This window comes from Pseudomonas peli (genome assembly GCF_900099645.1).
Classification (GTDB): Bacteria; Pseudomonadota; Gammaproteobacteria; order Pseudomonadales; family Pseudomonadaceae; genus Aquipseudomonas; species Aquipseudomonas peli.
The window spans coordinates 1624677-1648464 of sequence record NZ_FMTL01000001.1 but is presented as its reverse complement, the minus strand read 5'-3'; the positions used below and the strand labels follow the sequence as shown (position 1 = coordinate 1648464).

At 55.9% G+C, this 23788-nt stretch carries 24 protein-coding genes; 11 read left to right on the top strand and 13 right to left on the bottom strand.

Features of this window, described 5'->3' with window-relative positions:
* Positions 1 to 63 precede the first annotated feature (63 nt).
* Both BLO50_RS07815 and BLO50_RS07810 read left to right on the top strand, forming a co-directional pair.
* A complete protein-coding gene (locus BLO50_RS07815) occupies positions 64 to 1047 on the top strand; it encodes an AAA family ATPase (protein ID WP_090250670.1) in 984 nt (327 codons plus the stop codon).
* 188 nt (positions 1048 to 1235) lie between these two features.
* On the top strand, positions 1236 to 3584 hold the full coding sequence (locus BLO50_RS07810; protein ID WP_090250667.1) for a S8 family peptidase: 2349 nt from the start codon (positions 1236 to 1238) through the stop codon (positions 3582 to 3584).
* A gap of 106 nt (positions 3585 to 3690) precedes the next feature.
* On the opposite strand, the gene BLO50_RS07805 is transcribed toward BLO50_RS07810, so the two are convergent.
* The 6 genes from BLO50_RS07805 to BLO50_RS07780 form a co-directional block, all read right to left on the bottom strand.
* Complete coding sequence (locus BLO50_RS07805; RefSeq protein ID WP_090250664.1) at positions 3691 to 3891, bottom strand: heavy-metal-associated domain-containing protein; 201 nt, start codon at positions 3889 to 3891, stop codon at positions 3691 to 3693.
* A gap of 157 nt (positions 3892 to 4048) precedes the next feature.
* Entirely contained in the window at positions 4049 to 6415 is a 2367-nt protein-coding gene (locus BLO50_RS07800) for a heavy metal translocating P-type ATPase (RefSeq protein WP_090250662.1), read from the bottom strand.
* Between the two features lie 5 nt (positions 6416 to 6420).
* Complete coding sequence (locus BLO50_RS07795; protein WP_090250659.1) at positions 6421 to 6666, bottom strand: DUF2933 domain-containing protein; 246 nt, start codon at positions 6664 to 6666, stop codon at positions 6421 to 6423.
* 103 nt (positions 6667 to 6769) lie between these two features.
* Positions 6770 to 7303: a cupredoxin domain-containing protein gene (locus tag BLO50_RS07790; protein ID WP_090250657.1), complete on the bottom strand. Its 534-nt coding sequence runs from the start codon at positions 7301 to 7303 to the stop codon at positions 6770 to 6772.
* A 145-nt stretch (positions 7304 to 7448) separates the two neighbouring features.
* Complete coding sequence (locus tag BLO50_RS07785; protein ID WP_090250655.1) at positions 7449 to 8006, bottom strand: cupredoxin domain-containing protein; 558 nt, start codon at positions 8004 to 8006, stop codon at positions 7449 to 7451.
* 163 nt (positions 8007 to 8169) lie between these two features.
* A complete protein-coding gene (locus BLO50_RS07780) occupies positions 8170 to 8529 on the bottom strand; it encodes a co-regulatory protein PtrA N-terminal domain-containing protein (RefSeq protein WP_090250653.1) in 360 nt (119 codons plus the stop codon).
* 208 nt (positions 8530 to 8737) lie between these two features.
* Here BLO50_RS07780 and BLO50_RS07775 point away from each other — a divergent pair, with 208 nt between their 5' ends.
* The 5 genes from BLO50_RS07775 (at position 8738) to BLO50_RS07755 (ending at position 12736) form a co-directional block, all read left to right on the top strand.
* Positions 8738 to 9421 carry a heavy metal response regulator transcription factor gene (locus tag BLO50_RS07775; RefSeq protein ID WP_090250649.1) on the top strand — a complete coding sequence of 228 codons (684 nt, stop codon included), beginning with the start codon at positions 8738 to 8740 and terminating at the stop codon, positions 9419 to 9421.
* Positions 9418 to 10797 carry a heavy metal sensor histidine kinase gene (locus tag BLO50_RS07770; RefSeq protein ID WP_090250646.1) on the top strand — a complete coding sequence of 460 codons (1380 nt, stop codon included), beginning with the start codon at positions 9418 to 9420 and terminating at the stop codon, positions 10795 to 10797. Before BLO50_RS07775 ends, BLO50_RS07770 begins: the two co-directional genes overlap by 4 nt.
* Before the next feature lie 7 nt (positions 10798 to 10804).
* The gene (locus tag BLO50_RS22020) at positions 10805 to 11002 is read left to right on the top strand and encodes a hypothetical protein (protein ID WP_090250644.1); all 198 of its coding nucleotides are present in this window, start codon (positions 10805 to 10807) and stop codon (positions 11000 to 11002) included.
* Between the two features lie 123 nt (positions 11003 to 11125).
* Positions 11126 to 11746, top strand: a complete 621-nt coding sequence (locus BLO50_RS07760) for a helix-turn-helix domain-containing protein (protein ID WP_244152870.1) — start codon at positions 11126 to 11128, stop codon at positions 11744 to 11746.
* Positions 11747 to 11878: 132 nt separating this feature from the next.
* Positions 11879 to 12736 (top strand): sterol desaturase family protein, encoded by an 858-nt coding sequence (locus BLO50_RS07755; RefSeq protein ID WP_090250638.1) that lies wholly within the window; start codon positions 11879 to 11881, stop codon positions 12734 to 12736.
* Positions 12737 to 12804: 68 nt separating this feature from the next.
* Here the strand turns inward: BLO50_RS07755 and BLO50_RS07750 are convergent, their stop codons facing one another.
* The 3 genes from BLO50_RS07750 to BLO50_RS07740 form a co-directional block, all read right to left on the bottom strand.
* Complete coding sequence (locus BLO50_RS07750) at positions 12805 to 13011, bottom strand: antitoxin Xre/MbcA/ParS toxin-binding domain-containing protein (RefSeq protein WP_090250636.1); 207 nt, start codon at positions 13009 to 13011, stop codon at positions 12805 to 12807.
* A 76-nt stretch (positions 13012 to 13087) separates the two neighbouring features.
* Positions 13088 to 13318 carry a hypothetical protein gene (locus BLO50_RS07745; protein WP_090250633.1) on the bottom strand — a complete coding sequence of 77 codons (231 nt, stop codon included), beginning with the start codon at positions 13316 to 13318 and terminating at the stop codon, positions 13088 to 13090.
* 235 nt (positions 13319 to 13553) lie between these two features.
* Entirely contained in the window at positions 13554 to 13784 is a 231-nt protein-coding gene (locus BLO50_RS07740) for a helix-turn-helix domain-containing protein (RefSeq protein ID WP_090250631.1), read from the bottom strand.
* Positions 13785 to 13886: 102 nt separating this feature from the next.
* Here BLO50_RS07740 and BLO50_RS07735 point away from each other — a divergent pair, with 102 nt between their 5' ends.
* Positions 13887 to 14474 carry a hypothetical protein gene (locus BLO50_RS07735; RefSeq protein ID WP_090250628.1) on the top strand — a complete coding sequence of 196 codons (588 nt, stop codon included), beginning with the start codon at positions 13887 to 13889 and terminating at the stop codon, positions 14472 to 14474.
* A complete protein-coding gene (locus tag BLO50_RS07730) occupies positions 14471 to 15871 on the top strand; it encodes a DEAD/DEAH box helicase (protein ID WP_090250625.1) in 1401 nt (466 codons plus the stop codon). Before BLO50_RS07735 ends, BLO50_RS07730 begins: the two co-directional genes overlap by 4 nt.
* 709 nt (positions 15872 to 16580) lie before the next feature.
* On the opposite strand, the gene BLO50_RS22275 is transcribed toward BLO50_RS07730, so the two are convergent.
* Positions 16581 to 17324 (bottom strand): response regulator transcription factor, encoded by a 744-nt coding sequence (locus BLO50_RS22275; RefSeq protein WP_167143831.1) that lies wholly within the window; start codon positions 17322 to 17324, stop codon positions 16581 to 16583.
* Between the two features lie 371 nt (positions 17325 to 17695).
* On the opposite strand from BLO50_RS22275, the gene BLO50_RS07715 reads away from it, so the two are divergent.
* Entirely contained in the window at positions 17696 to 18088 is a 393-nt protein-coding gene (locus BLO50_RS07715; protein WP_090251339.1) for a helicase, read from the top strand.
* Positions 18089 to 18167: 79 nt separating this feature from the next.
* Positions 18168 to 18905: a hypothetical protein gene (locus BLO50_RS07710; RefSeq protein ID WP_090250617.1), complete on the top strand. Its 738-nt coding sequence runs from the start codon at positions 18168 to 18170 to the stop codon at positions 18903 to 18905.
* Between the two features lie 55 nt (positions 18906 to 18960).
* Here the strand turns inward: BLO50_RS07710 and BLO50_RS07705 are convergent, their stop codons facing one another.
* The 3 genes from BLO50_RS07705 to BLO50_RS07695 form a co-directional block, all read right to left on the bottom strand.
* The gene (locus BLO50_RS07705) at positions 18961 to 20367 is read right to left on the bottom strand and encodes an aminoacyl-tRNA deacylase and HDOD domain-containing protein (protein ID WP_090250615.1); all 1407 of its coding nucleotides are present in this window, start codon (positions 20365 to 20367) and stop codon (positions 18961 to 18963) included.
* A 352-nt stretch (positions 20368 to 20719) separates the two neighbouring features.
* Entirely contained in the window at positions 20720 to 22795 is a 2076-nt protein-coding gene (recG, locus tag BLO50_RS07700) for an ATP-dependent DNA helicase RecG (protein WP_186343789.1), read from the bottom strand.
* 8 nt (positions 22796 to 22803) lie between these two features.
* The gene (locus BLO50_RS07695; RefSeq protein ID WP_090250610.1) at positions 22804 to 23730 is read right to left on the bottom strand and encodes a hydrogen peroxide-inducible genes activator; all 927 of its coding nucleotides are present in this window, start codon (positions 23728 to 23730) and stop codon (positions 22804 to 22806) included.
* Positions 23731 to 23788: the final 58 nt, after the last annotated feature.

Genomic DNA, 23788 nt, shown 5'->3' with positions numbered 1-23788 from the left:
CGTATTCAAGGTCAGAAGCGGGTCTTAACGATTAAACTAACCCCTACGGAAAGGTAGATAACCATGGCTAGCGGCGAACAACTGAAAGCGCTTCTGCGCTCGCATATCAAGGGAGATGACACGCATTTCCTTGCCGTTGCTATGCAGATGGCGGCCCATGAGGCTAAGCAAGGTCACGGGAAGCTTGCAGAAGATTTGCGGGCTCTAATTGAATCGGCCAAGAAAAATCGTCTGCCTTCCGGGCAACCGGTGCCCATCGGCCAGCCTCGTGGCGAGCTGAGCAACCTGCTTTCAGTAGCTCTTCCAAAGACCCGCTTTTCGGAAATGATCCTGGACGAGGCCACTCATGCCCGTCTTGGAAGAATCATTAATGAGCAGCGCAATTTCGAGAAGATTCGCGCACACGGCCTCTCCCCTCGCCGCAAGCTGCTTTTGGTTGGGCCACCTGGTACCGGCAAGACCATGACCGCATCGGCGCTTGCCGGCGAGCTCGGGATTCCGCTGTACATTGTCCGCCTTGATAGCCTCATCACCAAGTACATGGGTGAGACCGCAGCCAAGCTGCGTCAGATTTTTGATGCCATTCGCGATACTCGCGGCATTTATTTCTTCGACGAATTCGATGCCATCGGTTCCCAGCGTGGTCTTGCCAACGACGTGGGCGAAATCCGTCGCGTCCTGAACAGCTTTCTGCAGATGATCGAGCAGGATCAATCCAACAGCCTGATCATCGCTGCCACCAATCACCCTGAAATTCTTGACTACGCCTTGTTCCGACGCTTCGATGATGTTATCGAATACGGACTGCCCAATCAGGAACAGACCAAGGCTGTGCTCAAGAATCGACTAGCGAACTTTTCCAAGTCGATTCGCAGCTGGGACAAACTCTGCAAGGTCGCAGAGGGGCTCAGCCATGCAGAACTTGCGAGGGCGGCAGACGACGCGATCAAGGACACGATCATTCATGACCGTACCGAGATGGCGGTCAAGGACATGGAAAGACACCTTGAAGAACGGAAGACTTTCCACGGGAGACGGCACTCCTAACGTAGTTGAGCATTTAGATGACGGAATCGATCAACGGACAACGGCCTCACTTTCATCTCCAGGGACAGGGACTACCCGAACGGTTCCGATCCACAGCATCAGCAACACGAGACCCTCGCTACCCCACGCCAAATCGAGGGGCTCATGGCGGAAAGCTACTCGCTCAACTCCAACATGTCAGCGGTCAGATGGCCTCTGCAGTACAGCTGCAGCGCGAAGCATCTGAAAGGCAAATGCGACAAGGAGAAAGGTCCGAAGGTGGGTACGGCCTGCAAATCGAATTTCGGAGCGAGCCTGGTTACGCGCTTGCATTCGAAGGACTTGCCCGAGGCGCTCAGCGCATTGAGCTCATGAACCTGCGTCATGACCCCGCCACGAATACTGACTTCGCCACGGTATTCGTTCCAGATGGTCAGCTCAAAGCCTTTGAGAACCTCGTCAGGCAATACCTGGAGGTGGAGACCTCTAAGGGGAGTCCGCGCAACGCTCCGCTCCTGAATCCAATCCAAGAAATCCGAGTCGCAGCTTTCAACGCCCTGTGGACTGATGATCCCGCAGTGTTGCCGCCAGATGAAAACGAAACCATTTGGTGGGAATTCTGGTTGCCTATCAGGGAAGGCCGTGAAGCAGTGCTGAACCGCTTTAAGTCGGTTGCCGAAGCATGTGGCTTTCATACATCCGAAAAAGTGCTGAAGTTTCCTGAGCGGACAGTCCTCAACGTCTGCGCCTCGCGAGCAGCCATCACTCGGTCACTCTTGCTGCTCAACGAAGTCGCCGAGATTCGTAGAGCCAAGGACACCGCCGAGTTTTTTGATGCCCTTGCGCCGCTAGAACAAAGAGAATGGGTCGAGAACCTGCTTGAGCGAACCACCCCCGCAGGGGACGACAGTATCCGCGTCTGCCTTCTAGATACCGGAGTCAATCGGGGCCACCCACTCTTAGCTCATCACATTGACGCGAATGACCTTTACACCGTCAACCACAACTGGGGTGTTGCGGATACTACGGGTCATGGCACACAGCTCGCAGGAATCGCCCTTTATGGTGATCTGTTTGACCCTCTCAATGGGCAGAATCCGATTTCGATCGAGCACCGCCTTGAGTCGGTGAAATTGCTCCCCGCAGCCCAGGGAAATCAAAAGGAGCCCTATGGCGCGTTGATGATCGACGCCGTAACCCAACCGGATACCGCCAAGCCGGAAGTGCGCAGGGTCTACAGCATGGCGATCACCAGCCTCGACGACCGAGATCGCGGCCGCCCTTCCGCATGGTCAGCAGCAGTTGATGAGCTCGCATCCGACGTATTGGGAGAGAGGGCTAACCCTCGGCTGATCGTCGTGTCCGCCGGCAATGCGGACAAGAACCAGGCCACCCACTACCCGCATAACACCACCACTGACGGAATCCATGATCCGGCCCAGGCCTGGAACGCACTGTGCGTAGGCGCTTACACCCAGAAGGTCACTATCGACCCTCCCAACCCTGGATTGCGCCCGATCGCTGCCGCAGGCAGCCTCAGCCCATACAGCACGACTTCGGGGACCTGGAGCAACTCGGCTTGGCCCTTGAAACCCGATGTAGTGTTTGAAGGAGGCAACCTGGCTACAGACGGGCAACAAGCATACACCGAGCCCTGTCTTTCCCTTGTCACCACGGCACACGAACCAGAACAACGGCTTTTGACGACGACCAGCGCCACCAGCGCAGCATCCGCGCTAGCAGCTCGCATGGCCGCACAAGTATCGACGAACTACCCACAGTTCTGGCCCGAGACTGTACGAGCTCTAATCGTGCACTCAGCTGAGTGGCCCGATCGTATGAGGCAGGATTTCCTTGCTGCTGGCACCAAGGCAGGCTACGAGAATCTGGTCAAGCACTGCGGCTTTGGTGTACCAGATCTGAGTCGCGCCCTGTGGAGTGCCGGCGACTCCTTGACCATGATTGTCGAGGACCATCTTAGGCCGTTCATGAGGCAGGGCACCAAGCCGCCCACCGCGCGGGATATGCATCTTCATCTGCTTCCATGGCCGCAGCAGGAACTGCTCAACCTAGGCAACATCGAGGTGGAAATGCGGGTGACACTTTCCTACTTCGTAGAGCCAAACCCCGGCATAGCCGAACGCGGTATCAAGGGGCGCTATCGCTACGAGTCGCATGGCTTGCGCTTCGATGTCAGCCGCCCAAACGAAGATCGTGACCAGTTCCGCCAGCGCATCAACAAGCGTGCACGGGATGAAGAGGAAGGTGGTTACCAGGGTGGCGGCTCAGATCCGAACTGGCTGCTCGGTACCCAGACAAGACATCGAGGCTCTCTCCACTCGGACATCTGGCGAGGCACTGCAGCTGAACTGGCAGGACGGGGAATGCTTGGTATCTATCCCGCACTGGGGTGGTGGAAAACGCTTGTTAAGCAGCAGCGATATGACGACACCGTAAGGTACAGCCTGGTGGTCTCGATCAAAACTCAGCAAACGGACGTTGACCTCTATGCGGCAGTGGAAACTCTGATCGAGGCACAGACAGCGGTACTGGTCTGATATCAAGGGTTTCAAATGAGGTCATGGCCCTGAAGCCATGACCTCATCGCTCGCAAAAGTTCGAGTTGAGGGTGTCAAATGGAGTCGATCACAACTCAGTCGGTTCTTACGCGCTGACCTGCGCGGTATAGCCCAGGTCCTGAATCACCTTGCGGATAGATTCCGCGGGTTCTTGGCTGTCTACCGACACCTTACCGGCAGCACGATCAATCTCCACTTTTGCGGTTTCATCTACCGCCTGAATTGCCTTTGTGATCTTGCTGACGCAACTGCCACAACCCATTCCTGATACCTGTAGAGCGAACATAAATCACCTCGTTGGTTAGGCGGCATAGATGCCGTAACCTGAGCATCGACCTTGACACGATGGTAAGGTCAAGCTTGTTTTTTAGCGCTGGTAGATGTCCTTTCGGAGTTGATGGAATTACTGATACCTGTCAACTGGCTTTAGATTCACGTTCATTTCAGTCGATGCGGATTTTCCGCAGTCTCAATGCGTTGAATACAACCGATGCTGAACTGACGCTCATAGCCAATGCCGCAATCATGGGCGACAGCAAGTGGCCAGTCAGGGGATAAAGCACCCCTGCTGCTAGTGGAATTCCCATGGCGTTATAGATGAAGGCAAAGGCTAGGTTCTGCCGCATGTTTTTTACCGTGGCCACGGACAATGTTCTTGCCCGTAAGATGCCCATCAGATCACCTTTGACTAAGGTCACCTGAGCACTGTTCATCGCCACATCTGTACCGGTTCCCATCGCGATACCCACATCGGCACGAGCCAGCGCAGGGGCGTCGTTGATGCCATCGCCAGCCATGGCTACTCGGCGGCCATAGCTCTGCAGATCGGCAACCAACTTTTCCTTGTCCTGAGGTTTAACCTCGCCATGGACTTCTTCGATACCCAACTCCCTGGCTACAGCCCTTGCGGTTGTAAGTCCATCGCCAGTGGCCATGATGACTTTCACATCGACCTCTTGAAGCCTGGTGACTGCTTGTTTGGAGGTTGGTTTGATCGGATCGGAGACCGCCAGAAGTCCTGCTAGAACGCCATCCACCGCCAAGAAGACAATGCTGATGCCCTCCAGGCGGAGCTGCTCTGCCCGGTTACTCAGAGGTGTGGCATCTACTCCGGCGTCTGCCATCAATGCTGTATTACCCAATTGCAGCTGCCGACCTTCCACTTGGCCGCGCACACCGATGCCGGAGCCCGACTCGAAAGAGTCCGGCTTGGCCAACTCAATACCCTGGGTGCGGGCGTAATCAACGATCGCATGGGCCAGCGGATGCTCACTGCCTTGATCAAGGCTTGCAGCCAATCGCAGCACCTCGTTCGGTTCGAATGGGCCGGCACCCTCTGCGCTGTGGAATACAGGCCGTCCCTCGGTCAGCGTGCCGGTTTTGTCGACGATCAGCGTATCGATCTTGCACAGGTTCTCTATGGCACTGGCATCGCGGAACAAGACACCACTGGTTGCAGCCTTGCCAGTCGAAACCATCACCGACATAGGGGTCGCAAGACCCAGTGCACAGGGACAGGCGATGATCAGTACGGCAACCGCGTTGATCAGACCAAATACCCAGCCCGACTCCGGACCGAACAAGCCCCAGCTGAAGAAGGTGAGGATCGCTATAGCGATCACGCCAAGCACGAAGTAGCCCGCCACGGCATCAGCCATACGCTGCATGGGTGCCTTGGAGCGCTGTGCTCTGGCGACCATCTGCACGATCTGGGACAGCATGGTATCGGCGCCCACCTTCTGCGCTTGCATGACCAGGCTGCCGTGGGTATTCATGGTCGCGCCAATCAGCGTATCGCCAACGCGCTTGGTCACCGGTAGCGGTTCGCCGGTCAGCATGGCTTCATCGACGGCGCTTTCGCCTTCGAGAACAGTACCGTCCACCGGGACTTTCTCGCCGGGGCGTACTCGCAGATGGTCGCCCAGGTGCACATGGGTCAATGGAATATCTTCTTCCTGGCCGTCAGGCTTGATGCGCCGCGCGGTTTTGGGTGCCAGGCCCAATAGCGATTTAATAGCGGCTGAGGTTTGTGAGCGAGCCTTGAGTTCGAGCATCTGGCCCAATAACGTCAGGGAGATGATTACCGCCGCAGCCTCGAAGTAGACACCAATGCGCCCGTCTTGGAAGAAGGCTTGGGGGAACAGCTGTGGGGCCAGGGTTGCGGCAACGCTGTAGAGGTAAGCTGCCGCTGTACCCAGGCCAATCAGTGTCCACATATTGGGGCTGCGATGACGGACTGAGTCGATGCCTCGGGCAAAGAATACCCAGCCGCCCCACAGCGTTACAGGCGTTGCCAAGGCAAGCTCCACCCAGTTCTGCGTTGCGCCATGGAATAGCGTTAACGAGTGGCCGGCCATAGCCAATACAGTCACGATGATCGTGAGAGGGAGCGTCCACCAGAAGCGCCGGGAGAAATCCTTGAGTTCTGAATTCTCCTCTTCCTCTAATTCCGGGATCACTGCCTCCAGGGTCATGCCGCAGATGGGGCAATTGCCAGGTTGTGGCTGACGTATTTCCGGATGCATCGGGCAGGTGTACTCCGCAGATCCAGAGGCTCCAGGTGCGGTAAGCGGTGTTTCATGATGTATATGTTCATCATGCTGGGGACGGTGCACGTAGCGGGTAGGGTCTGCGCGAAACTTCTCCTGGCATTTCGCGCTGCAGAAACGGTATGTCTGACCTTCGTGGCTCTCACTGAATGGGCTGTCTGGTTTGACGGCCATGCCGCACACCGGATCGTGCTGACTTCCATGCTGGTCTTCCTGATGCTTGGAATGCTCATGGTCGAGATGGCACTGGGTGGTGGGCATTAGGCTTACTTCCTATTGTCGTCCTTGGGAATATCGGTCTCGCTGCGATGGGAATGCCCGCCGTGGTTGTGGCCGAACATGTGCATCAGCGGGCACAGCAGCAGAATCAAGTAAGGCAGTACCTGGGAGATGTGGCCAAAATGCTCGCGGGCCACATAAAAAACGCCGATGACAGCCAGCATGATCAGCGCAATGCCAGTTTTGCGTTTCCAGAATGGCAATTCAGAGCCTGGGTGGTGGGAGTGGTCCATGGCTCGATCCTCGTTTGAGTTGAGGCAGTATTGGTGGGACAGCAAATGACAATAGTCTCTACTGCGTCCCAGCAATTGACGTATATCAATCCGAACTCAATGATTAGCGTACGTTCACTTTGCCGACCATTCCCGATTGATAATGGCCTGGGATGTTGCAGGCGAACTCAAGCCCCGTTGCGTTGGTAAAGGTCCATACCAGTTCTTCAGTGGCCCCCGGCTCGATCAAGACGCTGTTTGGATCGTCGTGTTTCATGCCGACCATCTTCATCCCGCCCATGGCATGATCCATGTTGCTCATGTCCTGTGCTCCAGTTGGAGAAAGCGTGCCGTTCTGAAACATTGCTGCCATTTCTTTTTGATGGGCGGCATGTGCGGCTGCCATGCCCAAGTTGAACTCGTGCAGCAGCGAGCCCTCATTCTTGAGTACGAAGCGGACGGTTTCTCCTGCTTTGATATCAATACTCTTCGGCTCGAAAAAGATATCGCCCATCCTGATTTCGATGGTTCGATCCGCTTTTGTGGAGCCCCCAGGCTGACCGATATCGCTTTTACTATGGTTCGGGCTAGCCATGGCTATAGAGGCGGAAAAAACCAGGGTTGTGGTAATAAACAAAGAAGCGAGTTTGGCTTTCATAATAAATCTCGAAAATGGAGTTGTTGGGAACGAGATTGATGTTAATCAGGCGGTGCTGTTAGTAGCCTTACGCGAAAACTACATATCTGAAAGATTCACTAAAGCCAGGTGCGGCCCGGCATTTGCCGGGGCACCGGCTTTTGATTCAACGCATGACGAACTCACCGACCATCCCTGCCTGATAATGTCCTGGGAGGGTGCAGGCGAAGTTGAGGTTAGCCGTGTCGTGGAAGGTCCAGACAAATTCCTTGGTAGTTCCGGGCTCAACAAGGATGGCGTTGGGATCATCATGTATCGCTTGAACGACTTCAGGAATGCCCGGTGGATTGGAGTCCCCTAAGCCTGATCGTTCACGCCAGACAATTGACGTTGCTTTGCCTGTTGGCGTCAGTGTGCCGTCTTTGAACAAAGCAGCCATTTCGCGTTGATGCTCCAGTTGCGATACGGCTTTACCGATATTGAATTCGTGCATCAGCGCTCCTTCATTCTTCAACACGAAGCGGACAGTTTCGCCAGGCTTCACATCGATAGATTTCTGGCCGTAGCTGATGTCATCCATCTTGATGAAAACGGTACGCGTAGCGGGGGTCGCTTGGGCCTGCTGGCCAATGCTGGGTGCGCTGCTGGAAGTTTGCGCAGAGGCTTGAGCTACAGCTGCGAAGAGAAGTGCTGTGACCAACAGTTGTGGGCGTGAACGTTTCATGATGAGACCTCACTGAGGTGGTTGGAAACCTCATGCTATTCCCCGCATCCTGCCGGGGGGCTTACCCCAAAACTACAAATTAGTCAGCTTGAAAAAAATGCGGCACCGTCAAGGTGCCGCTAGGCCAAAGGAGCAATCATGAAGGCCTTGAAGATGGGGAATCCTATGGATGGCACTCTTTATCAGCCATCATCAGCTTGTGCTCACGCATCATTTGCGCGAGGACGTCATCAACCAATTTGTCGTGCCGTTCCATCCACGCGAGATGTTCCTCCGTAGATATGCCGGGAGCAGGATGCTCGTTGTGAAGCTGGCTCATCATCTCGTCGAGCATTTTCATGTGCTCCTTCATATGCACATGGCGCTCGCTGGCGGGAGCCTTTTCCGCCTGAATCAGCACCGCTTCGGCTTTGTCGCGCATGCTCTCGATGCGTTCGAAGATGCGGTCGCTCCCTCCCTCTGCCAGAACAGCTGAAGAAAGCAGGAGCGAACCAGCCAGAAATAAGGGTTTAAGCAGTTTCATAGGGCAGTCTCCTCAGTTGACGCTGTGACTGGGCACCTCTGGTTGTTATTCATTCGAGGGCCAAGAGCACAACCTAGTGATCATGTCTGCACCCTAGACAAGGCATCCTGACAGAGAGCTGAGGCTAGGATTACATTTGCGTAAGCTTCTGGTTGGGAGGGGGATTTGACTGCACACTCAGGCCACTCAAAATTTGGGAACAGCCCGCATGAAACTTCTGGTCGCTGAAGACGAACCAAAAACAGGCATTTACCTGCAACAGGGTCTCACTGAGGCTGGATTCAACGTCGACCGTGTTATGACGGGAACGGATGCGCTTCAGCATGCACTGAGCGAAGCCTATGACCTGCTGATTTTGGACGTAATGATGCCGGGTCTGGATGGCTGGGAAGTGCTGCGGATGATCCGGGCCGCAGGGAAGGATGTCCCGGTGTTATTTCTGACGGCACGTGACGGTGTTGAGGATCGTGTCAAAGGTCTAGAGCTGGGGGCGGACGATTACCTAGTCAAGCCATTCGCCTTCTCTGAGCTGTTAGCCCGCGTCAGGACATTGCTCCGCCGCGGTAATAGTTCGCCCACGCAGACCACCATGAAAATAGCCGACCTTGAGGTTGATCTGCTGAAGCGCCGTGCCGTACGCAGTGGCAAGCGAATTGACCTGACGGCGAAGGAGTTCGCGTTGCTCGAACTACTGCTGCGCCGGCGCGGCGAAGTCCTTCCGAAATCGTTGATCGCTTCCCAGGTTTGGGACATGAATTTCGACAGCGATACCAATGTTATCGAAGTTGCTGTCCGGCGCTTACGGGCGAAAATTGACGATGAATTCGAGCTGAAACTGATTCATACCGCTCGTGGCATGGGTTACATGCTTGATGCTCCGGAGTCGGAATGAAGCACCTGTCACTGACCGCGCGCATGAGCTTGATGTTCATGCTTGCGGTGATTGCAGTCCTCACAGTGGCAGGCCTGAGCTTCAATGAGCTCAGTCGACATCACTTCATGATGCTCGACCAGCAAACACTGGATGAGAAGCTCGAATCGACTCAGCAGATTCTGAGTAATACACGGAGTCATGCAGACCTTGAAGGAGTGCTGCCTCAGCTGAAAGCGCTATTAGGGGCTCACCACGATCTGGCGGCAGTCATCTTTGCAAACGACGGCACTGTACTTTTTGCCGAGCCACAGGCGTTCAATGTTCCAGAAAAGTACCGCCTCAACCCTGATCACGGTATGTGGGAGTGGGAGGAGAACGGGCACATGTACAGAGGTATGACTGCGCAGGTTTCGACCCCTGATCAGCCCGCGTTCCTTACGGCCCTATTGATCCTTGACGTGACCAATCACGTGCATTTCTTTGAAACGCTGCAGCGGTGGTTCTGGCTTGGCTTGGTCATTAGCGCATTGGTCAGCGCTGCGTTGGGCTGGGTTGTTGCGCGTAGTGGTTTGAGACCCCTGCGACAGGTGACCCTGGTTGCTACGTCAATGTCGGCGAGGTCGCTGAAAGAGCGTATCCCACTGGAGCCCGTCCCCCTTGAACTTCAGCAGTTGGTTACTTCGTTTAATGCGATGCTTGCCAGGCTCGACGACGCATTTGTTCGACTCTCAAATTTCTCTGCCGATATCGCTCATGAGTTACGCACACCTCTCAGCAACCTGATGACGCACACCGAAGTGGTACTCACCCAAAAACGCAACCTCGAAGCCTATGAAGAGAACCTCTACTCGAATCTAGAAGATCTGAAACGCATGTCGCGCATGATCGATGACATGCTGTTCCTGGCTAAATCGGACAACGGCTTGATCATTCCCGAGCAGACGCGCATTGAGTTCAGCGAGGTAGTCACCAAGCTGTTTGAGTACTACCACCTAATAGCTGATGAGCATGGCATCCAGTTGGTTGTGACCGGTTCAGGCAGCGTGCTGGGTGACAAGCTGATGCTGGATCGGGCGATCTCGAATCTGTTGTCGAATGCACTGCGCTATACACCTGCCGGGAAAACGATCTCGGTAACGATCAAGTCGACTGCAAGTGCTATCACGCTCATCGTCGAGAACCCCGGCGAAACCATCAAGCCGGAGCACTTGGATAAACTGTTCGATCGTTTCTATCGAGTAGACCCGGCGCGCCGTGAAGGCAGTCCGAGCAATGCCGGGCTTGGCTTGGCCATTACTCGATCAATCGTTGAGTCCCACAAAGGAAAGATCTGGTGTACCTCCGGCAATGGCATCACCGCCTTTCACATGGAATTTCCCCAGCAACCATCATAGGGTCGTCATGACCAAAGACGAGTTAAGAGCCGAACTTGAGCGACAAGCACAAAGCTTTGTTGCTACCACAGGCGGTGAAATCGTGTTGTACGCCGCGCAGCGCAAGCCTGACCGCCAGCCATGGCGCAAGAAGCCGAGCCTGCTCGATGAGGCTTTTCAGGCCGAAATCCGCAAAATCGAACATCAGCACGACACAAAGGCCTGAGGCGCTTAAATGGCCATTCCCGAGGGTGTCTGCTGGCGTGGAAAAGCCTGGGTATCGCCAGGGCTGGGGATATTCTTGGGGCACGCCGGCAGCCATGATCGGCACAGCCATATGGCGCACCAAGTGACCATTGGCCTTAGCGGTCAAGTGACGGTGCGAGGGCCGAGTCAGGCGCTTACTGCACCGGCCATCTGCATAAAGGCCGGCACACTGCATCAGATTGAAGGCACTGAAGTGCTTTCGATATACCTTGATGCGCTGTCGGAAGAGGCTCGTGCTATGAGCTGTATATCGGCCGCCCAGTTGGTCTCGATTTCTGTCGGCAATACGTTTGCCATCGAGCGGGTACTTGAAACGCCGGAGGTATCTGCTCATCTGGTTCGTGAGGAGGTTAGGCGACTGCTGGGCCTGAAAACACCGCAGGCAGCTGAACCGCGTATGCGGGCAGTGCTTCAGGCGCTGGAGGAGCGACACGATGATCGGATACGACTGGCCGAGCTTGTGCATCTGTCGCCCACCCGGTTTTCTCATTGGTTCGTTGAGCAAACTGGTCTTCCACTGCGTAGCTATCGCAAGTGGAGCCGGCTAGTCGTGGCGCTACGGTTTGTGTCTATCGGCCACAATCTGACAGAGGCTGCCCATGCTGCTGGATTTGCCGATGCCGCACATTTTTCACGCTCTTTTCGGGTGTTGTTTGGGCTCGATCCCTCTTCCGCACTCGGTCACGTGAAACTAACAAGCTGATATTCACTTCAACTGAGATGCTTCCGCCGATGCGGTTTGCGTATCTGCAGCCCAAGTGAATATCAGCTCCTTCGTTCAAGCGTATAGCGGCCGCACAGTTCAGAGTGAAACCTACTGCATGGAGGATTCACGATGGGCAGCACTTCGAGGTTTTTAATTCGCTGGTTTAGTTATCCAGCCATTTTCGGTGGCGTATCGGCCGGTATGGTCTGGCTGCTCTATCAAGGCATTCCTTACTGGCCGAGTACAGCCATATTAGCGGCCTTGGGGGTCGGCTGCGTAGCTGGCTTGGAGCGATTTCAGCCGTTTCGGCAGGACTGGCTAGACGACCATGACGATACCCTGACGGACCTGATTCACCTTGTAGTGAATTTGTCGGTCATCCAGTTCACTGCCACCGTACTATCGCTCTTGGGGGACCTAGTGCCTGCGGAGCTGAGCGGGTTCCCCACCGAGCTGCCTCTTTGGTTACAACTGCTCATTGTTGCAGCCATCTTGGACCTGAGTTTGTATGCCATGCACCGCCTCAGTCACCACATCCCTTGGCTGTGGTATTTACACGAGCCTCACCACAGTGCGGAGCGGCTCTACTGGGTGAACGGGGAGCGTCGGCATCCTCTCCATGCCGCAATCATGGCCGGCCCCGGATTGCTCGTACTTTTCGCGATGGGCACTCCATCAGAATTGGTGGCAACTTGGTTCGGGATACTGACCGTGCACTTGGCCTTCCAGCATTCCAATGTGGACTACTCGCTAGGATGGTTGCGGTGCATTATCGGCGTAGCTGAAACACATCGCTGGCATCACAAGCGTGACTTTGAGGACGCCCAAGTTAATTTCGGTGAGTTCCTGCTGGTTTGGGATCTGCTCTTCAAAACCTTCTACGACAGTGCCAATCAACCAGGTAGCAATGATGTCGGCCTGCGTGATCGGCGCTACCCCACCAGATATATAGATCAGTTGGCCGAACCATTCAGAGGTAAAGCTTAGAGTTGTTCGTGACAAGTAATGGAGGTAGTCATTCAAGCGCGCAATCGCGAGCCGTTGCCATAGTTTTGTTAATGATAAACCCCATAATGCATACGATCTAATAGAGCTTTCACGTCTTCCGCACTATTTGGGCCGAAAATAAGATCGATCGGGCGAGCGCCATTTAGACCTAAAGCCGGCGTATTCATCCATGCCACGGCAATTTCGCTACTGCCAAGAACCTCTGTGGCCAGTGCAAGCAGTTCTTTGTACTGCGGATCACTGTAGTCAAACATAGATACCCTTAGTTCAATTGCAGTTTTTGGGCAGACAATAGTCTGCTAGCGCCCAGCGCTATTGCTTAAAGACATATCAGCGCAGAAGGCGCTGGGTCGGATCTCCGTCACTGAGTCTGTCAGCCCAATCCTGGATAGTTTGGTGATTGATCACCCTGCCGGCATCTACATCGGCCAGTGCATCATGGGTCATGAAATGGTGGTCTTGTTCTTGATCAATCCGCGTGGCAAGGGCTTGCTTCTTGAGCGAGTCCTTAGAGTCTAAGGTGTGAACCTTTGTGCCTCGGGATTTGATGGGGCGAGCCATGATGGGTTACTCATATGGGGCAAAGAGCCGCAGGCTCTGGTTTAGAGAGCCTCGCTTTGATTTCATTATGGAGGTCGTCTCCACTTCCGCCAAGCTCGCGGCCCCTGTCCTCAACCCGAATAACCCGGAAAGCGTGTTGGAATAAAAGCTGGCGCGCGAGCTGGGCTAGCAAGGCCCTGGAGCCGAAAAGCAAATTAAGCAGTCAGGAGAAAACGTCAGACGCCGGCAGTATTAGTCAGCTGCGTTGTAGCTCTGACATTTGAGGCAAAAGGCAGGAGGGGTCGCAGGCCAGCTCGCCAGCAATACGATAAAGCTTCTCGACGGTGATGTTTACTTCGCCACGCTCGATCCGACCCATATAGCTACGATCGATACTGCAGGCCAGCGCCAGTACATCCTGAGACATGTGGCAAATCTTCCTTTGTGTTCGGATGCGTTCCCCTAACACTTTCGCCAATTTATCCATGACCGTCTCAATTCCTCTGAGGCGGCACTATCGTGCGTTTGCGGACGCACGAGCCACGGATTATAATCCGCATTTTTACGCGTTAACTCTTCTGGTGCCTCAATGAAATCGGCCTCGTTTATCTTCGACAGGCGTCTGTATGAGCTGCTTCAGGAAGAAGGGAGCATAAGATTCACTACCCGTGAACTGCGTGATGCCTATGCCAAGCGTCTAGAGGGCATGACTTTTCGTATCGCCGATGTGCGCCGCTATGTGTATGAGCAGATTCGGCGATTACTGCGCACGGGCTGGCTTGTGCTTGATGAAGAGCGTCGTTCGCGGGGACAGGTCTATCACCTGAAACCGATTCCGGCACACCTGCAATTGGAGCTGGTTGACAACGGGTTTGAGAACAGCCTAAAGACTGTTTCTGAGCCCGAGCGGGAATCTGTAGTTTTTCAAGTTGAGGCTGTCCCGCTTGAGTCGTCAGCCAGTGCGGATCAGCATCTGGAAGCGCTCCACAAAGAAATCCGCTTGGACTTCCTCTCTTCAATGGGAGAGGCGGAGCGATTCAAGCTGCTCCTAGAAGAAATGCCGCATTTGCGGGATAAGGTCGAAGACGAGTACCTGGAAGCCAGGGATCGCAGTTCACGTCTACTCGGCCATCTTCGGGCCATCGAAAAGACCATCAAGACGCTTGCTGCACGATGACCAGATCGCTACGAGACTGGCAACTCAGCTGCATCGACACGGCATTGGAGCACTTTGCTACCACACCGCACTTCTTCTGCCAGGCGACGCCGGGAGCCGGGAAGACACGCATGGCGGCAGAGCTAGCCAGCAGGTTGCTTAAGCAGGAGAAAATCGATCTGGTGATGTGCTTCGCGCCATCCTGCCAGGTTGTCGATGGCTTCCGCTCAACCTTTGCAGAAGTACTTGGCCGGCGACTGGATGGCCAGATAGGCGCTGTGGGAACGGCGTTTACCTACCAGGCCATGGAGTACAGAGATGAGGGGTTCTGGCAGCTTCTTGATGATTACCGTGTGCTCGTGGTCTTCGATGAGATTCACCATTGCGCTGGCCATGATCCGCTTCTCAGCAACGCCTGGGGGCAGCAGATATTACATCGGATACAAGACCGAGCAGCCTTCACCTTGGCGCTCTCCGGTACGCCATGGCGCTCAGATGACCGGGCTATTGTCTTGGCCCGATACTCGACGCCAGAAGGGCACTTGATCTGTGACTACCGCTACGGACTGAAAGAGGCCATAGCCGATGCGGTATGCCGTTCTCCTCGTATTGTCTTGCTCGACAATCAGAAGGTAAAACTTACCGAGGAAATGGGTCCTGAGAGTACAGTCAGAATGTTCCCCAGTATCGCCAAGCTCTTGGGGGAATCGCCGGTCACCTACGAAGAATTGCTACGCCATGACGACGTGATCAATCAGCTACTCGATCTTGGCTGTAGCAAGCTCAATGAGCTTCGCCAAATCAAGCCGGATGCTGCCGGTTTGGTTGTTGCCACTGACATTGAGCACGCTCAGCAAATTGCCCAGGCTTTGGAATCCAGGGGTGGGGTTTGCTGCATTGTGACCAACAAAATCCCAGATGCGCAGCAGGTGATCAATGCGTTTAGGCAGAGCGCCTCGCCCTGGATTGTCGCTGTCGGAATGATCAGCGAAGGAACGGACATCCCCCGGCTTCAGGTGTGCTGCTATCTCAGCCGCATTCGCACCGAGTTGCATTACCGGCAAGTGCTTGGGCGAGTGCTTAGGCGTACAGGTGAGTCCGATGATCAAGCTTGGCTGTTCATGTTGGCGGAGCCGACGCTGCAGTGTTTGGCTGAGAGAATTGCGGATGATTTGCCGGAGGACTTGGCGGTACTAAACGAGGTACAGATGCCAGCTTCCACTTCAGGCTCAACGCCGAGCTCGATCGAGGCTGCGGACAATATCAATAATCTAGATAACAGTATTGGATGTGGCAAAGAGCAGGCTATTGGGGCTGGAACTACGAGCATCATTTCACTAGAGGGCTTTTCAGTCGAGCCAAGTCATCAGGTGAGTTTTTCCCAGCATTACAGGCAGCAGTTGTTGGCTTGTTTTTGAAGTTTTGACGTCTAATGGATCAGGAGAAGTGGGAGTTGCGAGTGTGTGGTTGACCATGTCATCGACTAAGAAATTAGGGGGTGTGGGCATGGATGTTAGGACTCAGACGTTGAGGCATGACTGATAAACGGATCTGCGACGGTTGCAGCGCTGTTGCGCGTGTTGCTTCGATCGGGCGCATGTACCGATTGCGAGGCTTGGTAGATGTTTGCGCGCGCATATATGCCGAGGATTAACCTGATGCAAAAGAGAAAGACCCACAAGTATGCCTTGATAGCTAAGCTCTCAGACGAAGCGGTACGCTTGATGACGCCCACTCCAGAGTGGCAGCACAATATGTTCCGCGTTGCGGCGACAAAAGGACGGGAAAATGAGCCCGTTGGCTTCTTGGCCGGGAGCGCTCACCCAGACAATATGGACACAACCGGTCGTTTGGGTCGTCATCGTTCATAACGATCATGGGCAGTTTGACAGCCTTCACCTCATTGAGAAGGGCATCCCGGTCAGAAGAACCGTCTAAGCACTTCCTGCCCTCAGCGTATTAAGTAACGAACAAATCATCGTTAAAGTCGAAGAAATACCTTCATCACCAAGTCCGGCACCCATAGTCGGTGATAGGTGTACTAGGATGTTTTAAACGTTTAATTTGATAAAGTAAATCCGGTAAAGACGCGGCTTTCAATCCCGATATTTCGTAGAGGCTGGATTTTTAGAGCTTCAGAAAATTAACATTTTTTATCGAATTCTGTATTTGGTTAATGGAAGCTCTATACCCAACGCCTCGAACAGATTTTATACTCACATTTGATTCTTCGGCGCGTAGTCTTTTACGTAAATGAAAAACTAAGGACTCTACCGCATTATAAGGATTTATTGGCGGGCTCTTGTGTGAATATAGAACGTCTACGAAACATGCTTTGCTCACAACGCGAGGTGAGTTGCTGACAAGAGCATGAAGCACAATCATCTGTTTAAAAGGAAGGTTGAATTTTGTGAGGTTAATTCCTGTTGTCCCTGTCAATGCGTAGGCTGCGGGGCATACAAGCCTTAAATGCTCGATCTCAACAGAGGTCTTTATTAATTGATGTACATGCTTGGCTAGAGCGCTAGGTTTGAAAGGCTTATACAAGTAATCATCTAAGGTTGTGTTGAAATCTTTATCCGGCTTTCGAATAACCCGAGTTGTTGCAAGTACTATGCACGGGATATTAGAGTTTCCAGTAGCGCTCCGAGCGGAAAGTGGAGATGCAGCCTCATAATCAGCCATATCGTTATCGACAATTATTCCTGCGAAGGTGCAGGTATGCATGATTGCGATAGCCTCTCTACAGCTACCTGCTTCAACCACCGTGTATCCGGATGACTCCAGATGCTTGCGAGCCTGGGCGCGGAGGACGGGATGTTCGTGTATTACAAGCAGCTTTGGAGGCACCGATTTATCAAAACGTATCATTTTCTGGCAGCTCATAGATCGTGTTGGGGGAGTCACCGAGCGGTCGCTGTTTCAAAATCACGGCGATCCTGATCCCTCCGCAACGAATCTAGGGGGCTGAGGGGTTGAATTGAAACGATTAGCGCAGTAGCATGGATTTATACATTGTAAGTGCATGATTATGAATAAATAAATTGCAAAACGTGAATTTTGAAACGGTTTTCTGCGGGTTATTTAAAGACGCGGTTAACTGAGTCCTCAGCCCGGAGCCTTCGGCTCCGGGTCGCTCCTACCGGCTGGCGTGCTCACGCCCTTCTTTCAGCCGGATGTAGTCCCCGCTGCAAACCGCTACAATGCGCCGCCTTTTCCCTACCCTTCGCGAGGCCTTGCGCATGAAATTTCGTTTTCTTCTGTGGATGCTGGGCCGCCTGATGGCCAAGGCCAGCCGTGAAAACCCGGCATTCCAGCAGCAGTTGGTCGATCGCAATATGGTGTTCCAACTGCACACCTTGGATGGCAAAGTTGCCCGTCACTTCATCGTCAAAGATCAGCGCATCACTAGCAAGCGCGGCGCGGCCACTGAGCCGGCTTTCGCCCTGGGCTTCAAGGATGCTGCATATGGTTTCGCTACCATGAGCGCAAAGAACAAGCAGCTGGCGTTTATGCAGGGCATCCAGAACAAGGACATCCAAATCCAGGGTAACCCGGCGCTGGTCATCTGGTTCCAGGGCCTGACCAAATACCTGATGCCGAAAAAGAAAGACGCCGCCAAAAAAGCTGCCTGATCCGCAGCTGTGCGCGCCAGGGCTGGCCTGCGCGCACCGCATTCGCTAGGCTGGGCATAGCCCTAGTGAGAGTTTACCCATGCGTTTTCTGCTGATTGCCCTGCTGTTTTCCACCTCCCTTGCCCATGCTGCGCCCCCCAAAGCCGAAGCCTTTGCGCCGTTATTCGAGCTGGCAGGCATCCGTTTGCTCTGCGAGCAGAGCGCGCCGCTGGTGCAACGCGGGCTGAGCGATAAACAGCAAGCGCAGTTGGCCAAGGTGTTTGCCGCCGATGACCTGTGCCTGGACTTGGCCAAGAAGCTGACCGGTAAACTCGATCAAGCCCAGTTGGTAAAGGCCAAGAGCCTGCTGGAAAGCCCGTTGGCGCAGGGCTTTACTGCCGCCGAGCGTTCGGTCGGTGAGGGTGGAGCAGAAGGCCTGGCGGCTTACCGCAAACAGCTGGGCGAGCGCCCGCCGCGTGAGGAGCGTCTTGCCTTGGTCCGTCGCCTGGATGCTGCCGCACACACTACGACCCTGGCCACCCTGTTGCGCTATGAAATCGGCAAAACCCAGGCGTTTCTGGCGTTGCAGGGGCGTGGCGAAAGCATCGACGAAAAAGCGCTGAGCACTCAAACCAAGGCCCAGGAAGACGCGCTGCGGGCTTCCAGCGCGCAAGCGGTGGAGTCCTTTATGTTGTATGCCTACCGGCAGATGCCCAGTGAAAAGCTGGCCGAATATGCCGCCCTGTATGAGCAGCCAGACGTGGCGCAGTTGCTCGATAGCAGTGTGCAGGTGCTGCCGGAGTTGTTTGCCGCACGGCGCGCGCAGCTGAAGAAATAGTCAGCCGGCAGCCATGAAAAAGGGGCCCGTGGGCCCCTTTTCTGTTCAGCCCGCTTTAGTTCGCAGGGTGAAATTGCGCGGCCAGTTCGCGCAGCGCGACTTCGGCGGCCAGCACTTTGCTCACGGCGTCTTCGGCTTTTTCCCGGCTAATGCCTAGGTTGTCGAACAGGCTTTGTGGAATCTCGCTCTGCGGGCCGGCACCGATACCCCGATTACGCAGCAGGCTGACCGACAGGCACACCAAGTTTGGGTAAGTGGCGTGGGGGCCGGTATATTCCGGGTCATGCTGGAAGCGCAGGGCGCTAGCCAGTTCTTCTGGCATATCCCAGTAACGCATCAGCCAGGCGCCGATCTGTTCGCGGCTGATGCCGAGTAGGTGTTGCTCGATATAGCTGTGCGACAGGTGCGGGTTGACCTCCAGGTGCCGGCAGATCAGCGAGAAGTGCGGCGGAAACACATGTGCCAGCACCAGATACCCGAAGTTATGCAGCAGGCCGGCAAGGTAGGTCAGGCCGGCTTCCGGGCGCTGCGCGCGCGGGATGGCGCGGGTTAGACCTTCGATTACGGCTGCGCTGTAGATCGCCTGTTGCCAGTAAGGCGTCGCGTGCTGCGGTTGATCTTTGGGTAGGCTCAGGGTTTTGCCCAGCGCCAGGCCAAGGGCCAGGTTGATCACCAGATCAAAGCCCAGCACGCGGACAATGGCATCTTCCACCGAGCGGATCTTACCGGGGGCGGCGTAATAAGGTGAGGCGGCCCAGCTGACCACCTGGGCGGCCAGGGCTGGATCGGTTTCGACCACGCCGGTGATGTCATCGACCGTGGCTTCCGGGTCGACGCGCAATTTGATGATTTTTTGCGCAGTTTCCGGCAGGGGGGGGATTTCGATGGTTTCTTCCAGGCGCTGCTGAATGCGCCGGGCTGTAAAGGCTTGCACCGCCAGGGTGATTTCCGCGCGGTCGTCGTCTGGGCGGTCGAGGTTCAGGCGGATATTGCTCAGCGGCTCACCAAAGCGCGCGGCGCTGGCTTTGCTCAGCAGGCTTTTGAACGCATCAATGGCCAGTTCCAGCAGCACACCAGGCTGGCCCGACTCGATGTACAGGCTTGGCACGTCCAGCAGGCGTTCGTCATACAGGCACGGCGAGCTGGTCAAAGGCGGTAGGCCGGGTAGCACTTTCAGGTTGTGCTTGCCGAGCATCCGCTCCAGGCGCTCCGGCTTCACTGCCGTTAGCTGGCGGCCGGTCAGTTCAGTCAGGCGGTTGAGATCGAGTAGCTGACTCTGTGGATAGAGCACCAGCAGGGCGCCCACTGAGTCATCCAGCAACACTGCCTGAAGCCGCTGTGCGACCGCCAGACCCGGTAGATCACGGCAGACTTGATAGGGTAGGCCGAGCTTTTCCAGCAACTGCAGAATCACCGCTGGCGGGCGCGGAGCGGTCTCGGGAGCAAGGGCAAGTTCGGTCATGACGGTATCCAGCAGAAGTAGCAATACCCCGAGTATATACAGCGGGATCAGGAAAATGCGGCGCAGACGACAGTTGTGCTGTTTGGGTCTGTTTGCGTTTCGTTAGCGGGCGCGCTGGAGTCTGTTTTAGCACGAGGCAAGGCACGAGACACGAAGTATGGTGTGCCAAATGAGTGTCGAGAAACGCAGCATCGCGCTAAAACAGATACCGCCCTTCGGGTTGCGCGAAAAATCTCGCCATGCGCTGTTGGAGGACTTGGCAAGGCAACACCATTACCTGCGTCCTCCGTCTTGCCTGGCGAGATCTTGCACAGCAACGCAGCTTGCGAACGAAACGCCAGCAAACTCTCGCTCACACTTGTCCGTATTGTTGGCCATGCCGTAGCCAGCGTTCAAGTAGCGGGCTGACATGCTGCGGCCAGTGTTCCAGCAGGGTTTGCGCGGCATCGCGCACTGCTGGAAGCAAGTCGGCATCACGCATCAGGTCGGCGACTTTGAACTGCAGCAAGCCGGTTTGGCGAGTACCGAGCATTTCACCGGGCCCGCGCAATTCCAGATCCTTTTCGGCAATCACGAAGCCATCGCAGGTCTCGCGCATGATGGCCAGCCGTTCGCGCCCCAGCTGTGACAATGGCGGGTGATAGAGCAGCAGGCAATGGCTGGCGGCGCTGCCGCGCCCGACCCGGCCGCGCAGCTGGTGCAGCTGAGCCAGGCCCAGGCGTTCCGGGTTTTCGATGATCATCAGGCTGGCATTGGGCACGTCGACACCGACCTCGATCACGGTAGTGGCGACCAACAGCTGTAGTCGGCCCTGCTTGAACTGGTCCATCACCGCCGCTTTTTCTGCCGGTTTCATGCGTCCGTGAATCAAGCCCACATTCAGCCCGCCGAGCGCCGCCGATAAATCCTCGAAGGTGGTTTCGGCCGCCTGGCAGGTCAGCTCTTCGGATTCCTCGATCAGTGTGCAGACCCAATACGCCTGGCGCCCTTCGTTGCACGCCAGACGCACACGCTCGACCACTTCCAGGCGGCGACTGTCGGCGATGACCAGGGTGTTCACGGGTGTTCGGCCAGGCGGCAATTCATCAAGGATCGACGTGTCGAGGTCAGCGTAAGCGCTCATCGCCAGGGTTCGTGGGATCGGCGTGGCGGTCATGATCAGTTGGTGCGGGCACATACGCCCGCCGATGCCTTTCTGTCGCAGGGCCAGGCGCTGTTGCACGCCAAAGCGGTGCTGTTCATCGATGATCACCAGCGCCAGTTTGGCAAAGCGCACTTCTTCCTGAAACAGCGCGTGGGTGCCCACCACCATTTGGGCGCCGCCAGCAATCTGCTCCAGGGCGCTGGCACGGGCCTTTCCCTTGAGTTTGCCGGCCAGCCAGGCGACTTCGATACCCAGCGGCGCGAGCCATTTGCTGAAGTTGATAAAATGCTGCTCGGCAAGAATCTCGGTAGGCGCCATCAGCGCCACCTGGTAACCGGCTTCCAGCGCTTGCAGTGCGGCAAAGGCAGCGACCACGGTCTTGCCGGCGCCGACATCGCCCTGCACCAGGCGCAACATCGGCTCGCTCTGGCTGAGGTCGTAGGCGATTTCCGCGCCGACCCGCTGTTGCGCGCCAGTGGGGGTAAAGCCCAGGTTGGCCAAGTATTGCTGCGGCAGGGTTTTCGCCAGAGGCAGCGCTGGAGCTTGCTGCGCGCGTACGCTTTCACGCAGGCGTTGCAGCGACAGTTGATGAGTCAGCAATTCCTCGAAGGCCAGGCGGTGCTGGGCCCAGTGGCGGCCTTCGGCGAGTTCTTCTAGGTCGGCATCCGGCGGAGGTCGATGCAAATAGCGAATGGCCTGATCGAGAGGGCTGAGCTGGTAATCGTCGGCCAGCTCGCGCGGCAGCCAATCCGGCAGGCTGTGCGGGCCGAGGCGCGCCAGGGCTTGTTCACTGAGCTGACGCAGGCGTTGCTGGGTGAGGCCTTCGGTGGTCGGGTAGATCGGCGTCAGGGTCTGTTCCACGGCAATCGGCTCGCTGCCAGACAGCGCACGGTATTCCGGGTGATAAATTTCTAGACCCGAGGAGCCAGGCCGCACTTCACCGTAGCAGCGCACCTGTGTGCCGCGTTTAAGGCCTTCCTTTTGCGCCTGACTGAAGTGGTAGAAGCGCAAAGACAGTGTCCCGCTGCCGTCCTGCAAGCGCACGAGCAGGCTGCGCCGCCGCCCCATGACCACATCGGCGCCGGCGACGATGCCTTCTACCACGGCATCCTGGCCCGGACGTAGCGCGCCAATTGGCACGATGCGGGTGCGGTCCTGATAGCGCAGCGGCAGGTGGAACAGCACGTCCTGCAGGGTTTCCAGACCAACCTTGGCGAGCTTTTCAGCCAGGGCAGCGCCCACGCCTTTCAGCGCGGTAACAGAAACCGCGGCCAATTCGGTCATGGCTTGTGTTAACTGCTCTTGGGCAGTGGTTTGGCCACCGAGCACAGGCGGATCGAGTCGGTCAGGACTTCGATGGCATTCGGCCGAGGGAAACTGGCGCGCCAGGCGATGGCCACGGTGCGGAACGGTGTGGGCGGGCTGAGCGGGCGCACTTCGATTACACCAGGGGCGTAATGATGACTGTCAACGGCTGAGAACGGCAGGATCGACACGCCAAGGCCCGAGGCGACCATGTGGCGGATGGTTTCCAGCGAGCTGGATTCTACGGTGGTGTGCTTGGCACTGTCTTCGCCGCCCTTGCGCAGGGTTGGGCAGGCTTCCAGCACCTGATCGCGGAAGCAGTGGCCTTCACCGAGCAGCAGCAGGCTCTTGTCATTCAGCAGCTTGCTGTCGATGGTCTTCAGTTCCGCCCACGGATGGCCGGCAGGCAGCAGGGCATAGAAGGGTTCGTCGTACAGTGGCTTGGTCAGCACATCGGCTTCGTGGAATGGCAAAGCGATGATGATCGCGTCCAGCTCACCGTTGCGCAGCTTGTCACGCAGCACGTGGGTGAAGTTTTCTTCGATATACAGCGGCATCTGCGGGGCAACACGATGCAGTTGCGGAATCAGATGCGGAAACAGGTAAGGACCGACGGTGTAAATCGCGCCGATTTTCAGAGGGGCGGCCATCTGGTTCTTGCCGGCCTGGGCCAGCTCGCGAATGCCTTGGGCCTGTTCCAGAACCTTCTGCGCCTGGGTCACGATGCCTTCACCCACAGGCGTAAGGCGCACTGCGCTTTTGCTGCGTTCGAAGATCAGCACGCCGAGCTCATCTTCGAGTTTTTTCACCCCCACCGACAGCGTTGGCTGGCTGACGTGACAACGTTCGGCTGCACGGCCGAAATGTTGTTCCTGAGCGAGGGTGACTATGTAGCGCAGTTCGGTGAGGGTCATAGTCTTTATCCATTGAGATGCAGCCAAGCATAGCGGCTGTATTCAATCGAACCAACTG

Excerpts from the sequence above, each read along its gene's own strand:
- BLO50_RS07795 (WP_090250659.1), bottom strand. The coding sequence starts at position 6,666 with ATGGACCACTCCCACCACCCAGGCTCTGAATTGCCATTCTGGAAACGC.
- BLO50_RS07810 (WP_090250667.1), top strand. The coding sequence starts at position 1,236 with ATGGCCTCTGCAGTACAGCTGCAGCGCGAAGCATCTGAAAGGCAAATG.
- BLO50_RS07715 (WP_090251339.1), top strand. The coding sequence starts at position 17,696 with ATGAAATTTCGTTTTCTTCTGTGGATGCTGGGCCGCCTGATGGCCAAG.
- BLO50_RS07695 (WP_090250610.1), bottom strand. The coding sequence starts at position 23,730 with ATGACCCTCACCGAACTGCGCTACATAGTCACCCTCGCTCAGGAACAA.
- recG (WP_186343789.1), bottom strand. The coding sequence starts at position 22,795 with ATGACCGAATTGGCCGCGGTTTCTGTTACCGCGCTGAAAGGCGTGGGC.
- BLO50_RS07775 (WP_090250649.1), top strand. The coding sequence starts at position 8,738 with ATGAAACTTCTGGTCGCTGAAGACGAACCAAAAACAGGCATTTACCTG.
- BLO50_RS07705 (WP_090250615.1), bottom strand. The coding sequence starts at position 20,367 with ATGACCGAACTTGCCCTTGCTCCCGAGACCGCTCCGCGCCCGCCAGCG.
- BLO50_RS07735 (WP_090250628.1), top strand. The coding sequence starts at position 13,887 with ATGAAATCGGCCTCGTTTATCTTCGACAGGCGTCTGTATGAGCTGCTT.
- BLO50_RS07750 (WP_090250636.1), bottom strand. The coding sequence starts at position 13,011 with ATGTTTGACTACAGTGATCCGCAGTACAAAGAACTGCTTGCACTGGCC.
- BLO50_RS07800 (WP_090250662.1), bottom strand. The coding sequence starts at position 6,415 with ATGCCCACCACCCAGTGCCATCTCGACCATGAGCATTCCAAGCATCAG.
- BLO50_RS07745 (WP_090250633.1), bottom strand. The coding sequence starts at position 13,318 with ATGGCTCGCCCCATCAAATCCCGAGGCACAAAGGTTCACACCTTAGAC.
- BLO50_RS22020 (WP_090250644.1), top strand. The coding sequence starts at position 10,805 with ATGACCAAAGACGAGTTAAGAGCCGAACTTGAGCGACAAGCACAAAGC.
- BLO50_RS07780 (WP_090250653.1), bottom strand. The coding sequence starts at position 8,529 with ATGAAACTGCTTAAACCCTTATTTCTGGCTGGTTCGCTCCTGCTTTCT.
- BLO50_RS07790 (WP_090250657.1), bottom strand. The coding sequence starts at position 7,303 with ATGAAAGCCAAACTCGCTTCTTTGTTTATTACCACAACCCTGGTTTTT.
- BLO50_RS07755 (WP_090250638.1), top strand. The coding sequence starts at position 11,879 with ATGGGCAGCACTTCGAGGTTTTTAATTCGCTGGTTTAGTTATCCAGCC.
- BLO50_RS07815 (WP_090250670.1), top strand. The coding sequence starts at position 64 with ATGGCTAGCGGCGAACAACTGAAAGCGCTTCTGCGCTCGCATATCAAG.
- BLO50_RS07805 (WP_090250664.1), bottom strand. The coding sequence starts at position 3,891 with ATGTTCGCTCTACAGGTATCAGGAATGGGTTGTGGCAGTTGCGTCAGC.
- BLO50_RS07770 (WP_090250646.1), top strand. The coding sequence starts at position 9,418 with ATGAAGCACCTGTCACTGACCGCGCGCATGAGCTTGATGTTCATGCTT.
- BLO50_RS22275 (WP_167143831.1), bottom strand. The coding sequence starts at position 17,324 with ATGATACGTTTTGATAAATCGGTGCCTCCAAAGCTGCTTGTAATACAC.
- BLO50_RS07710 (WP_090250617.1), top strand. The coding sequence starts at position 18,168 with ATGCGTTTTCTGCTGATTGCCCTGCTGTTTTCCACCTCCCTTGCCCAT.
- BLO50_RS07785 (WP_090250655.1), bottom strand. The coding sequence starts at position 8,006 with ATGAAACGTTCACGCCCACAACTGTTGGTCACAGCACTTCTCTTCGCA.
- BLO50_RS07730 (WP_090250625.1), top strand. The coding sequence starts at position 14,471 with ATGACCAGATCGCTACGAGACTGGCAACTCAGCTGCATCGACACGGCA.
- BLO50_RS07740 (WP_090250631.1), bottom strand. The coding sequence starts at position 13,784 with ATGGATAAATTGGCGAAAGTGTTAGGGGAACGCATCCGAACACAAAGG.